The organism is Salinivibrio sp. SS2 (genome assembly GCF_001722075.1).
Taxonomy (GTDB): domain Bacteria; phylum Pseudomonadota; class Gammaproteobacteria; order Enterobacterales; family Vibrionaceae; genus Salinivibrio; species Salinivibrio proteolyticus.
The window spans coordinates 1-12,975 of the sequence record NZ_MEBP01000128.1 but is presented as its reverse complement, the minus strand read 5'-3'; the positions used below and the strand labels follow the sequence as shown (position 1 = coordinate 12,975).

General features: G+C 52.5%; 13 protein-coding genes. 3 read left to right on the top strand and 10 right to left on the bottom strand.

Annotated elements, in window-relative coordinates; genetic code table 11:
• Positions 1–61 precede the first annotated feature (61 nt).
• From BGK46_RS15665 to glpX, 3 genes are all read right to left on the bottom strand, one after another.
• The gene (locus tag BGK46_RS15665) at positions 62–805 is read right to left on the bottom strand and encodes a ferredoxin--NADP reductase (RefSeq protein ID WP_069590846.1); all 744 of its coding nucleotides are present in this window, start codon (positions 803–805) and stop codon (positions 62–64) included.
• A 9-nt stretch (positions 806–814) separates the two neighbouring features.
• Positions 815–1,435, bottom strand: coding sequence for a helix-turn-helix transcriptional regulator (locus BGK46_RS15660; RefSeq protein WP_069590905.1), 621 nt, complete (start codon positions 1,433–1,435; stop codon positions 815–817).
• 129 nt (positions 1,436–1,564) lie between these two features.
• A complete protein-coding gene (gene glpX / locus BGK46_RS15655) occupies positions 1,565–2,572 on the bottom strand; it encodes a class II fructose-bisphosphatase (RefSeq protein WP_069590843.1) in 1,008 nt (335 codons plus the stop codon).
• 302 nt (positions 2,573–2,874) lie between these two features.
• On the opposite strand from glpX, the gene zapB reads away from it, so the two are divergent.
• A complete protein-coding gene (gene zapB / locus BGK46_RS15650; protein ID WP_069590841.1) occupies positions 2,875–3,117 on the top strand; it encodes a cell division protein ZapB in 243 nt (80 codons plus the stop codon).
• 51 nt (positions 3,118–3,168) lie between these two features.
• Here the strand turns inward: zapB and rraA are convergent, their stop codons facing one another.
• The 7 genes from rraA to priA all read right to left on the bottom strand — a co-directional run bounded on the left by rraA (position 3,169) and on the right by priA (position 10,909).
• Positions 3,169–3,687: a ribonuclease E activity regulator RraA gene (gene rraA, locus BGK46_RS15645; RefSeq protein ID WP_069590839.1), complete on the bottom strand. Its 519-nt coding sequence runs from the start codon at positions 3,685–3,687 to the stop codon at positions 3,169–3,171.
• 119 nt (positions 3,688–3,806) lie between these two features.
• Positions 3,807–4,712 (bottom strand): 1,4-dihydroxy-2-naphthoate polyprenyltransferase, encoded by a 906-nt coding sequence (locus BGK46_RS15640; RefSeq protein WP_069590837.1) that lies wholly within the window; start codon positions 4,710–4,712, stop codon positions 3,807–3,809.
• A gap of 153 nt (positions 4,713–4,865) precedes the next feature.
• The gene (gene hslU / locus BGK46_RS15635; protein ID WP_069590835.1) at positions 4,866–6,197 is read right to left on the bottom strand and encodes an HslU--HslV peptidase ATPase subunit; all 1,332 of its coding nucleotides are present in this window, start codon (positions 6,195–6,197) and stop codon (positions 4,866–4,868) included.
• An 11-nt stretch (positions 6,198–6,208) separates the two neighbouring features.
• Positions 6,209–6,736: an ATP-dependent protease subunit HslV gene (hslV, locus tag BGK46_RS15630; protein ID WP_069590834.1), complete on the bottom strand. Its 528-nt coding sequence runs from the start codon at positions 6,734–6,736 to the stop codon at positions 6,209–6,211.
• Positions 6,737–6,903: 167 nt separating this feature from the next.
• Positions 6,904–7,455 carry an SPOR domain-containing protein gene (locus BGK46_RS15625; protein WP_069590832.1) on the bottom strand — a complete coding sequence of 184 codons (552 nt, stop codon included), beginning with the start codon at positions 7,453–7,455 and terminating at the stop codon, positions 6,904–6,906.
• A 71-nt stretch (positions 7,456–7,526) separates the two neighbouring features.
• Entirely contained in the window at positions 7,527–8,564 is a 1,038-nt protein-coding gene (gene cytR / locus BGK46_RS15620) for a DNA-binding transcriptional regulator CytR (RefSeq protein ID WP_256388328.1), read from the bottom strand.
• 146 nt (positions 8,565–8,710) lie between these two features.
• Positions 8,711–10,909, bottom strand: coding sequence for a primosomal protein N' (priA, locus tag BGK46_RS15615; protein WP_069590828.1), 2,199 nt, complete (start codon positions 10,907–10,909; stop codon positions 8,711–8,713).
• A 218-nt stretch (positions 10,910–11,127) separates the two neighbouring features.
• Between priA and rpmE the strand changes: the two genes are divergently transcribed.
• Both rpmE and BGK46_RS15605 read left to right on the top strand, forming a co-directional pair.
• Complete coding sequence (gene rpmE, locus BGK46_RS15610) at positions 11,128–11,343, top strand: 50S ribosomal protein L31 (RefSeq protein WP_069590826.1); 216 nt, start codon at positions 11,128–11,130, stop codon at positions 11,341–11,343.
• Positions 11,344–11,595: 252 nt separating this feature from the next.
• Positions 11,596–12,849 (top strand): malic enzyme-like NAD(P)-binding protein, encoded by a 1,254-nt coding sequence (locus BGK46_RS15605; protein WP_069590824.1) that lies wholly within the window; start codon positions 11,596–11,598, stop codon positions 12,847–12,849.
• The last annotated feature ends 126 nt before the right edge of the window (positions 12,850–12,975 follow it).

The window sequence follows — 12,975 nt, the reverse complement described above, 5'->3', positions numbered from 1 at the left end:
ATTTTTAACCATAAAAATACAACGGGTTACCGTATGCACCCCAGCAAAGGGGCGCAACGACTTACCAATAGTGCTCGGTAGTAATGTTACCGGGCTTACGGCGTAGGTTTTTGCTTAATCCTTTGCCTTCCAAAATGCTCTTCACTTCTTTGACCATCGCCGGGTTCCCGCACAGCATCACTTGACTATGGTCGGGCTGAAGAGGTAGCCCAACCACACGTTCGAGCAAGCCATCTTCCAACGCATGGGTGATCCGTCCAGAAAGGGCGCCCGCGGTGGGCTCGCGACTCACGAACGGTTGCACGACTAACTGATCGGGGTATTTTTCTTGCAGTGCGTTGATGCGTGCTTGATAGGTCAGATCCGCCGCGAATCTTACCGCATGCACCAAGATAACCTTTCTAAACCGTGACCAAACATCCCCTTGCTCCATAATCGACAGATAAGGACCAATGGCGGTACCGGTGGCGAGCATCCACAAATGTTGGCCTTGCGGCACTTCATCCAAGGTGAAGTAGCCCGCGGGATCTTTGGTGATCATCACGGTTTCACCCGGCTCTAGCGCATGCAGTCGCGGCGACATGAGTCCATCGGCGACACGTGTGGCATAGACTTCGTGATACTTACTTTGAGGAGGGTTAACAAACGAGTAGGCGCGTTGAATGAGTTTACCGTCGATCTCCATCCCCAGTTTTGTAAACTGGCCGGCGGTAAAGGGTTCAATAGGGGCGGATAACACCAGGCTGAAGAGATCCTTCGTCCAATGTTGGTTCTCCACAACTTCAGCCTTGATCCAAGTGGCCATATTACCTCCTCACGTCTTTTCTCCGATTCGATATGTACAGCGACGTTGCCCGGACACGATGTGCTCTTCGCGCTCGATACGGTAAGCATTACCTAAAAGGCGTTGAAATAATTGTATTTCTGAACGGCAAAGCGCCGGACACGTTTTGGCTGCGTGGCAGATAGGGCAGTGATGTTCAATCAATATGTAGTCGGCGCCATCCTGTTGGAGCTCGGCCATATACCCCTCGCTCTCTCTAAGATACGCCAAGGTTTGCAATTTAGCCTCTAAATTATCGCAATCTTTTAGTGCATCTTGATATTGCGCAAGGGTTCGCGCTTCTCGTTGCGCGATCACTTTTTCGACGCCCTGCTCGCCAAACACGTCTTGGACGGAGTCAATCAAGGTGATCGACAGATCGTTATGACTGTCTGCAAAACGGCTATGACCACTGGCGGTGAGCGACCAGTGGCGGGTGGGGCGACCCACTTTGGCGCGCACATCTTCGAAATCAACCAGCCCGTCTCGCTCAAGGCTCTGTAAGTGTTGGCGCACGCCCATCGTGGTCATCCCCAGCGATTGCGCGAGGGTTTTTGCGCTGACACTGCCTTCTCGTTTAAGGGTATCGAGAATGCGATCGGTAGACTTGATGGTAGTGATAGTGATTACCCCAATACGCTGCCCAGCAGCACACAACTAAATAAAGCAAAGTGTTTATAAAAGGGTAATCGAAATCAATCCACTTGACCAGTCAGGGCAGCACATTGGCTGCCCGCTGAGTTATAAGATGTGATGCTTGATGGCGTCGTCTTTACGGCTTAAATAGTGGGTCGAGCGGATGCGGCGTATGGTACGACATTGACCGCGTACCACCAGGGTTTCTGTGGTGGCCAGATCGCCTTGACGACTAATGCCATCTAGCAAGTCCCCTTTGGTGATCCCAGTGGCGGCAAAGACAACGTTATCGCTGCTTGCCATGTCGGACAACGTCAGTACTTGGTGGGCTTGGATCCCCATTTCTTGGCAACGGGCTAATTCTTGCTCACCAAAAGCGCGGTTCTCTGGGGTATCGTTTTTGACTTCGTGGCGAGGGAGCAAACGTCCTTGCATGTCGCCGCCTAGGGCGCGAATAACGGCGGCTGACACCACACCTTCCGGCGCACCGCCAATGCCGACCATCACATCTACTTCGCTTTCAGGCATGCAGGTAAGAATTGAGGCGGCCACGTCGCCATCGGGAAAGGCGAAAACTCGGATCCCGCGTTGCTGCATAGTGGCGATGATCGCGTCATGACGAGGCTTTGCCAAGGTGGCGACGACCAGCGTATCTAGGGTTTTGCCTAGGGCGATGGCGATATTTTCTAAGTTCTCGAGCAGGGGCTTGTGCAGGTCAATGGCACCTTTGGCGCCCGGTCCCACTACCAGTTTCTCCATGTACATATCCGGCGCTTTTAAAAAGCTACCTTTCTCGCCGGCGGCCAGTACCGCCAGGGCATTCGCTTGCCCCATGGCCGTCATGCGTGTGCCTTCAATCGGATCGACGGCAATATCGACCGCGTCGCCGCCCAAGCCGACTTGTTCACCGATATAGAGCATCGGCGCGTCGTCTATTTCGCCCTCGCCAATCACAATTTCACCATCAATCTCGGTGAGGTTCAGTAAGGTACGCATCACGGCAACGGCTGCACCATCCGCTGCATTTTTATCGCCACGGCCCAGCCATTTATAACCGGCAAGGGCGGCGCCTTCGGTGACACGAGAGAAAGCCAGTGCGAGATCGCGTTTCATGAGTACTCCAAGATAAAAGCCACAAAAACTGGTCAGCCCAGTGAGCGCGCGCCAGTTTACCAGAAATAGAAAACGTTTGCGTACGCCTGTGAGCAGAGGATATGTGGAAATACACGTCAGGCGGATCAGGAATAACACCAAATATGCTGGATTTTTGTGCACTTGTGCGTTGGCAAGGCGCGAGAACAGTGGCAGTCTAGCGTGCGCTCGGTACAATAACAGCGGGGTGCACAATCACGTTGCACGGGTTGCTGCTGATGTCAGTAGTAACGGGATCAATCGTCAGAAATAAGGTGGCCTTGATGTCATTGGAAGTATTAGAACAACTCGAAGCAAAAGTACAAATGGCGGTGGATACCATTTCGCTGCTGCAAATGGAAATCGAAGAGCTGAAAGAAAAGAATGACGCGCTAGAGCGTGATGCAGCCTCGGTGAAAGAAAGCCGTGAAAGCCTCGAGCAAGAAAACGCCAAACTGCGTGAAGAGCAAGAAGCGTGGCAAAACCGTATTCGTAGCTTGCTGGGCAAGATTGAGAACGTCGAATAAACAAAAACAGAGCCGATTGGCTCTGTTTTTCTATCTGGGTGAGGCGACGTATTAGTCGTCGTCTTCCTCGTCATCAACGTCGACGCTATCCATGGTGAGCGCGTCGGGTGAGAGGATCACGCCGGTTGTATCTGCATAGACATGATCGTCCGGGAGGAAAGTCACACCGCCAAAGTTGACGGGAACGTCGGTTTCCCCTGTGCCTTGTTCATCCGCGCCGACCGGAATCGATGCCAGTGCTTGAATACCGATATCAATCTCATCAATGGTGTCAACATCACGGACGCAGCCATACACAATCATACCTGCCCAATCGTTATCAGCAGCAAGCTGTGCAATTTCGCCATCAATCAACGCACGGCGCAGTGAGCCACCGCCATCAATCAACATGATCCGTTGCTGACCGTCTTGTTCAGCAAGCTCGCGGATAAGGCCATTATCCTCAAAGCATTTAACGGTTGTAATCTGGCCACCAAACGCACTGCGGCCCCCGTAAGAGCTAAACATTGGCTCCACGACATCCACTTGTTCAAGATACATGTCGCATAGTTCCGAGGTATTGTATTCCATAGTCTAACTTCTTGTTGAGGCAGAAAAAGGCTGACAACATGCGGTTGCCAACAAGGCTAGTCCAAGTATAACGGGCCGATAAGGCTTTGCAATGCAAAAGGGGACAATCTGTGCCCTGATTACACTAACAGCATACCGGTCATAAAAAGGCCATTGGTGACCAATGCACAACGTACCATGTTTCCCATCATAGGACGCAATGCGGTGGCGCTTGCGGCTTGATACACTTCACGGCCATGGCGAATCAATAAGGGAACGCCGGCGAGAAACAACCATCCCAGCCAAGCTTGGAAGGTGAGCGCGGCAAACAGCGAATAGCAAACCACGGCACTGGCAAGCAAAATTACATGATACTGGCGACCGCGATGTGGGCCTAACCGTACCACAAGCGTATGTTTGCCACAGGCGCGATCGTTATCAATGTCGCGTAGGTTATTGATGTTGAGCACTCCCACTGCGAGTAAGCCGCATGCGGTGGCGGGGAGGATAACTAGCGAGTCAATGTGTCCAACTTGTAAATAGTAAGTCCCAGCGACACCCAGCCAACCGAAAAACATCAACACGGAGAGATCCCCCAGCCCACGATAGCCATAGGGTTTATTGCCCACGGTGTAGGTAATGGCCGCCACAATGGCCATGACACCGAGTAGCAGAAAACTGACGATATCAGTGGGTTGTTGGCAGGCAATGGCAATTAAACTGCCACCACTAATGAGCGTTAGTAGCACGTTGAGGATGAGCGCACGCCGCATGGTAGCGATACTCACGTGCCCTGACTGAATAGCGCGCATCGGGCCTAGGCGCGCGGCGTTATCTGTCCCTTTCACCGCATCGCCATAATCATTGGCGAGGTTAGACAAGATCTGCAGTAATAACGCGGTGACCAAGGCCATGGCGCTAATCGACCAAGAAAGACGCCCTTGTGAGGCGGCGACCGCGCTGCCACATAAAATAGAGGTAATGGCAAGGGGCAAGGTCTTGGGCCGAGCGGCATCAAGCCAAATAGCCAAAGTGGATTGAGTCATACAGACACTCTCGACGAACAGACAATATCGCCATTATCGCTTAAGCGTGTAAGTGGGCAACGGGCAGGGTGGGGAAATTCGACTTCCGTTTGCGTCAGCGCAAACTTTTATGCAAAAAAGGGCAGCGTTTGCTGCCCTTGATATCGGCATAGATTAGAGAATAAAGCGGCTGAGATCTTCGTCATCCACCAGCTCTTCAAGGTGGCTACGCACGTACTCGGCATCCACTGTCACACTTTGACCGGCGCGCTCGCTGGCTTCGTACGAGACGTCTTCCATCAAACGCTCCATCAGTGTATGCAGACGACGAGCACCGATGTTTTCGGTTTTCTCGTTCACGCGCCAAGCGGCAGAAGCGAGCTCATCGATACCACTTTCTTCAAACGCCAGATCAATCTCTTCGGTTTTCAGCAAGGCGGTATATTGCTGGGTGAGCGAGGCGTTTGGTTCAGTGAGGATACGCTTAAAGTCATGGGTTGATAGGGCTTCAAGCTCAACACGGATTGGCAGACGGCCTTGCAGCTCTGGGATCAGATCAGACGGACGTGACACTTGGAATGCGCCTGAGGCGATAAACAGGATATGATCAGTTTTGATCATGCCGTGTTTGGTTGAGACCGTACTGCCTTCCACTAACGGCAGTAGATCACGTTGCACCCCTTCGCGCGATACGTCACCGCCGCTGGTGTTACCGGATTTACAAATTTTATCGATTTCATCAATAAAGACGATGCCATTGTTTTCCACCGCATGAATGGCTTGCTCTTTGATGTCATCATGATTGACCAGCTTGGCTGCTTCCTCTTCGGTCAACACCTTCATCGCGTCTTTGATTTTCATCTTACGCTTTTTGGTGGTGTTGCCTGCCAAGTTTTGGAACATGCCTTGTAGCTGGTTGGTCATTTCTTCCATGCCGGGAGGCGACATAATCTCAACGCCCATTTGTGGAGCGGCAACGTCGACTTCTACTTCTTTATCGTCGAGTTTGCCTTCACGCAGCTTTTTGCGGAAGTTTTGACGGGTTGAAGAGTCTTCCTGACTGGCTTCATTTTGCCCCCAAGCGTCACGGGCTGGTGGCAGCAAGATATCGAGGATGCGCTCTTCCGCTTGCTCTTCAGCATGGAATTTCACTTTCTCCATCGCTTGCTGTTGGGTCATGTTCATCGCCACATCCGCGAGATCGCGAATAATGGTTTCCACTTCTTTACCCACATAACCGACTTCGGTGAACTTGGTCGCTTCGACTTTTATGAAAGGCGCATTGGCAAGGCGCGCCAGACGGCGAGCAATCTCGGTTTTACCCACACCCGTCGGGCCAATCATAAGGATGTTTTTCGGCGTGACTTCCGCACGCAGATCTTCTGGCAGCTGCATACGGCGCCAGCGGTTACGCAGTGCGATCGCCACCGCACGTTTGGCTTTATCTTGGCCGATAATATGGCGGTCAAGCTCATGCACAATTTCGCGTGGAGTCATTTCAGACATGACAAATCCTGTTATTTACTCTCGAGTTCTTCGATGGTGTGATGCTGGTTGGTGAACACACAAATGTCACCAGCGATCGCGAGGGCTTTTTCGGCAATTTCTCGGGCGCCTAGTTCTGTATTTTCGAGCATGGCGACAGCGGCGGCTTGCGCAAAGTTGCCACCCGAGCCAATCGCAATGAGATCACGCTCAGGCTCGACCACGTCGCCGTTACCAGTGATGATCAGTGACGCGGTTTCATCCGCCACCGCCAACAAGGCTTCGAGCCGGCGTAGGGCGCGATCGGTACGCCACTCTTTGGCGAGTTCAACCGCCGCTTTGGTGAGATGGCCTTGATGCAATTCGAGCTTGCGTTCAAAGCGCTCAAATAGGGTGAAGGCATCCGCCGTACCGCCAGCAAAACCAGCTAATACTTGGCCGTTATATAAACGGCGAACTTTGCGTGCATTGCCTTTCATGACAGTGTTACCAAGGGAGACTTGGCCATCGCCAGCAATGACCACTTTACCTTCGCGGCGAACGGAGACGATTGTAGTCACGGGAACCTCTTTGTTTGTTTCTGGTGCACCAGATGGGTGATTACCTTAAGAGTTTGGGCCGCGGACGAGGGTTTTCAAGGGGAGTGGTAATATTTCCTCGCGCTGTCTTGCCACCGATGCCTTACCGGTCCGACTAAAAAACGGACCGGTAGAGCAGGACAAACGGATTATTCCCAATACCAGATGGCGCAGGGTTCGATACCCGCACGACGTAGCATGTTGCGATCTCGCTCAGCTTGGCGTTTACGTGGGTAAGGGCCGAGCACCACACGGTACCAAGCGCCTTTTTCGCCTTGGCTGACTTTGATTTGGCTTTCAAGGCCTTGAAACGCAATCATCGCTTTACGCTCACTGGCTTGTTCGCGGCTGCGGTACGCGCCACATTGCATCAGGTAAGGACGGGTTGATTGAGGAATTTCTTTCGCTTCAACCTCCACCTTTTTGCTTTCCAGCTCTTCGATGTAGCTCCATTTTTCTTTGGGCTTTTCAGGCAAGGTGCTTTTCGGCTGAGGCTTTGCCGGCGCAGTGGGTTGCTGAGGTTGCGTTGGCGCCGGCGTATCGGTTTGGCTCAAAAGGTATAAACCATAGCCAAACGCGCCCACGAGCGCGATCGCAAGCAGTGCCCATTTTAGCGGGAAACCTTTACGAGCCGGTGGTTGGCGACGGGAATTTTTTTTGCGTGGCGCTTTGCCACGTTTGACGTAATCACGAGTTGCCACAGCAAATAATCAAATCAAGAAGCCAGTAAAGCGCTCATGTTACTGGCTTCAACCCGTGCTGACTAGTCTTACTATCGAGACGGGGGCGCGACACTCTCACGGATCACCAATTTGGCATCCAATAAGCGAGAGCCAGCGTTCACATCTCGTCCGCGTAAGATACTGAGTAACATCAGCATTGCTTGACGACCAATGTCATAGCGAGGCTGTGATACCGTGGTAAGCGGTGGATCGCAGTACTCAGCGAATTGAATGTCATCAAAGCCGACAATAGAAATATCTTGCGGCACACGCATGCCTAAGCGTTTTGCCTGCTGCATGGCACCCACTGCCATCACATCACAATGACAGAATACGGCGGTGGGGGGCTCAGGCAGGGATAACAGGCTTGTCATGGCCCGAGCTCCAGACGCAAAACTGAAATCCCCAGTCACACTGTAGGCGGGGTTAACCGTGATCCCAGCTCGGCGCAGTGCTTGCTGGTAGCCTTGGGTGCGGAACTGTGTCAGTGCCGTATGGGTTGCGCCGGTAATGTTGGCAATACGGGTATGCCCCACTTGGGTAAGGTAGTTGACTGCCTCGAACGCCGCGGTGAGGTTGTCGATATGCACGGTAGGCAACTCAAGCTCTGGCGCATATTCACAGGCCATCACCAAAGGGGGAAGATTCTTTTGCTCTGGCTTGCTGACATCAAATGGGACATCCGTGCCCAAGAGCAGCATGCCGTCGGCTTGCTTGGTAAAGACTAAATTCACAAAGGAGTTTTCACGGTTTTGCTGCTGGGCGCTGTCGCCAAGCAAGACCAAGTAGCCGTGTTCCATCGCCGCTTCTTCGATACCGCGAATGATCTCACTAAAGTAGGGATCGCAGATATCCGGAATGATCGCGACAATGGTCTTAGACTCATTGCGGCGAAGATTGCGCGCGAGTGAATTGGGGGAGTAGCCAGCTTCAACCACGGCCTGTTCGACCTTCTTACGCGTGGATGCAGACACCTTTTCAGGGTTCATCAGTGCGCGTGAGACCGTGGCAGTAGATACACCGGCAATGTGGGCAACGTCCTTCATTGTCGCCATAATGACAGTCCTCTTGTTGTCTGGGTTAGTCAGATCAGTAAGTTATTCACTCCTCTGACCTGTCTAGGATGCGTCAATTTGCGAAGGTATTCTACCTAGGCTTGGCCCATATAAATACGAACAAGCTAACACTTATTGCAAAGAAACCGTGATCTACGTCGCTTTAATGCAAGGGGATGTTAAGAAAGGTCTTGCGGCTCAACATCTAATGACCATCTAACTTTGCGTGACAAGGGCAATTGTTGGATGACGGGCAAGGCAACGGTGAGCCATTGTTGCATCACTTTTCGTGACGGTGCCTGGATCAGCAGTTGCCAGCGATAACGCCCTGCGCGTCGCGCCATCGGCGCAGGCATCGGCCCCATAATGTGTACCTCATCATGTTGAATGGGTGAGGCGGCCAAGGTTTGTCGGACTTGCTGTAAAAATTGCTGCACGCTGTTGTCCTCATGCCCTTCGGCACGAAACAGGCTTAAGAAGGTATAAGGGGGCAGCCACGCTTGGCGACGTTCTGCCAATGCAGAGTCAGCAAACGCCTGATAACCCTTGTGGATCAGCGCTTGAATGAGACTGTGCTCAGGGTGGTGGGTTTGTAAAATCACCGTACCGGGTTTGCTGGCGCGGCCAGCTCGCCCGGCGACTTGTACCATCAACTGCGCGAGACGCTCTGGGGCACGGAAGTCATTACTGAACAAGGCACCATCCACATCGACAAGCGCCACTAAGGTGACATTGGGAAAGTGATGACCTTTCGCAAGCATTTGGGTGCCGAGTAGGATTTGATACTCACCTTTTTCGATGCCGGCGAGATAGCTCTCTAGGCTGCCTTTGCGTCGGGTATTGTCGCGATCGATACGGACCGTGTTGTAGTCGGGAAACAGTTCGCCCAGCTGGGCTTCGAGTTGCTCGGTCCCCACGCCCACACTGATCAGCTGTGTCGAACCACAATCCCCACATTGGGGCGGCACGCGTTTTTGATGCCCGCAATGGTGGCAGCGTAACTCTTGGTGCTGTTGGTGGAGGGTGTAGTAGGCATCACAGCGTTGACAACTGGCGAGCCAGCCACATTCGTGACACATCATTGCAGGCGCATAACCACGGCGGTTTAAAAACAACATCACCTGATTTCCCTGCTGAAGATGCTGACGCATTTCGGCAATTAAGGGCGCCGATAAGCCCGCCTCAAGATGGTGGCCTTTGATGTCGAGCACCCCTTGGCGGGCGGTGACTGCATTACCCGGACGTTGGGTTAAGCGTAAGTATTGGTATTTTCCCGTTTGTGCATTGTGTAGCGTTTCCAACGACGGTGTTGCCGAACCGAGCACTACAGGTATCTTTTCCTCATGACCGCGCATTACCGCCAGATCGCGTGCATGGTAGCGAAAGCTGTCTTGCTGCTTATATGAGGGATCGTGCTCCTCATCAATAATGATGATGCCAAGGTTCGCCATCGGGGTGAAAAGTGCTGAGCGTGTTCCAATCACAATTGCAGCTTGATTGTCGCGAGCCGCCAGCCACGCGCTGAGTCGCTCCGTATCATTGAGCCCCGAATGCATCACGGTAACCGGGACGTTAAAGCGGCGTTCGAATCGGCGGATGGTCTGTGGGGTGAGGCCAATTTCGGGCACCAATATTAACGCCTGCTCGCCACGCGCTAAAACCGGCTCTAAGACGTTTAAATACACTTCGGTTTTGCCCGAGCCGGTAATACCTTCTAAAAGCACACAGGCAAAGCCATCGCTGGCGTTGATGGTGGCAACGGCCATGGCTTGTTCATGGTTCAGTGAGGGCTTGTCTTCACTGATGGCAAAATGCCGTGCCCAAGCTTTGCCTTCAAGCGGTGGGGTGTAAGGCGCGATCCAGCCTTTGTCCACCAAGGTATTAATCACAGCGGGGGTAATGTCTTGCTCCACGAGGTCGGCATGCGGGGTAGGGCCGTGAGTGAGCAGGGTTAACACACGCGCTTGCTTTGGCGCGCGGGTAAGCCCGGTCACCGGTTGATTCTGTCCGGCTTCGGTCAATTGCCACCATTTTTGCTGCTTGAGCGCTGCGGGTCGACCTTTGCGCAGTAGCGTCGGCATCACGGCGCCCATCGCATCGCCAAGTGGATGATGATAAAAGCGACTTGCCCATTGCAACAGGTGATAGACGGCAGGAGTCCAAAGTGGCGCGTCATCCAATACCTCAGTGATCGCCTTGACCTGATGGGCGGCAACACTAGGAGTGGTGGTGATGGCAGTGACAATGCCGACCTTATGCTGGCGACCAAAAGGCACCTTCACACGTGCTCCCACCACAGGGACGTGTTCGGTAATCCGGTAATCAAAAGTTTTCGCCAGCGGGACCGGTAAGGCCACTTGTGCAAACTGTTCCATCACAACATCTTATCGGCTAACAAGACGCTCAGTGTAACGGCTTGACCCAGGTAGGCAAAGCCTTGTTGTTGGATACAAGGTGATGGGCGACTGAACAAAAAAGTTGCGAAATCGAGGTCGCTTGATTAGAATTGCGCGCCTTAGAAAATGTTTGTTAACGACGTGTGGTGCCCGGCTTAGGATCGGGAGAGCGACACGGCCTTCACTATGAGGTTATCCCTATGAAAGCTGGTATCCATCCAGAGTACAAAGCTGTCACTGCTAAGTGTTCTTGCGGTAACGAATTCGCGTTCAACACCACTCTTGGTAAAGACATCAACCTAGACGTGTGTGACAAATGTCACCCATTCTACACTGGTAAGCAACGTATCGTTGACACCGGTGGTCGTGTTGACCGCTTTAAGAAGCGTTTCGGTGCCCTTAGCAGCAAAAAATAAGCCGCTAACAGCCGAATGCGAAAAAGGGGTGCGAAAGCGCCCCTTTTTTGATCCCGTCGTCACCTTTTTAACGTCTAGAGGTCGGAGGTTAACGTTCGGGGCCGTTTTAGACTGGTGGACCTTTAGCCACTGCGTTAACATCGTTTATCTTGCTCGAATCTACCCTGTGGTTTGAGTATAGCGTTGCTGATATCAGCAGCCTTCCCAGCTGATATTGGTGCATCCCTTCACGATAATAACTAGGAACACTACATGTCGGACGATAAACGCCAGCAAGCGCTGGATTATCATGCATACCCTACTCCCGGAAAAATCTCTGTTGAATTGAGCAAGCCTGCTGACTCGGCGGCGGATCTGGCGTTGGCATACAGCCCAGGCGTTGCAGAGCCGGTCCGTGAAATCGCTCAAAACCCAGACGCTGTGTATCAATACACCGCAAAGGGCAACATGGTTGCGGTGATCTCAAACGGTACCGCCATTTTGGGATTGGGTAACTTAGGGCCAATGGCCTCAAAGCCCGTCATGGAAGGTAAAGCTTTATTGTTCAAGCGTTTTGCTGGCTTGGACTCGATCGACATTGAAGTCAAACACCGTACTATCGATGAATTCGTGGATACCGTTGCGAACATCGCGGATACCTTTGGGGGCATTAACCTTGAAGACATCAAAGCGCCGGATTGCTTTGAAATTGAAAAACAGCTGATTGAACGTTGTGAAGTGCCTGTTTTTCACGATGATCAGCACGGTACCGCGATTGTTACCGCGGCGGGTATGCTGAATGCCCTTGAGCTGCAAGGCAAAGATATTCGTGAAGCCACCATTGTGTGCCTTGGTGCTGGTGCAGCGGCTGTTGCCTGCATGGAGCTATTGATCAAATGTGGCGCGCAACGCGAAAAAATCTACATGCTGGATCGCAAAGGCGTGATCCACACCCGTCGTGACGACATCAATAAGTACAAGCAATTGTTTGCCAACAATACCGACAAACGTACTCTCGAAGATGTGATTGAGGGCGCTGATTTGTTTGTGGGTGTGTCAGGGCCAGACTTGCTCTCGCCGGAGGCACTAAAACTGATGGCCGATAAGCCGGTTGTTTTTGCCTGCTCGAACCCAGACCCTGAAATTAATCCAGAGGTCGCGCATCAAGTCCGTGATGATTTGATCATGGGAACAGGGCGCTCGGATTATCCAAACCAAGTCAACAACGTACTCTGCTTCCCGTTTATTTTCCGTGGCGCGTTGGATGTGCGTGCCAGTGAAATTAATGATGCAATGAAACTGGCGGCCGTTGAGGCGATCCGTGGTTTGGCGAAAGAGCCTGTCCCACAATCGGTATTGGACGCGGCAGGTGTTGATGCGCTGCATTTTGGCCCGGATTACATTATTCCTAAGCCAATGGATGCACGCTTATTGCCACGCGTGGCTCGCGCGGTGGCACTTGCAGCGGTTGAAACTGGCGTCGCCCGTATCGAGATGCCAGACAACTATATGCTCGACAAGGCGTAACATGCTCGACAAGGCATAATGCGTGAGCGTTAGGAAAAACGTGCTCTCATAAAACCTGAAAAGGTTGTGCCGAGCACCGATGATGACAAAAAACCCGCCAATCGGCGTAATGCATGTGAATTAAGC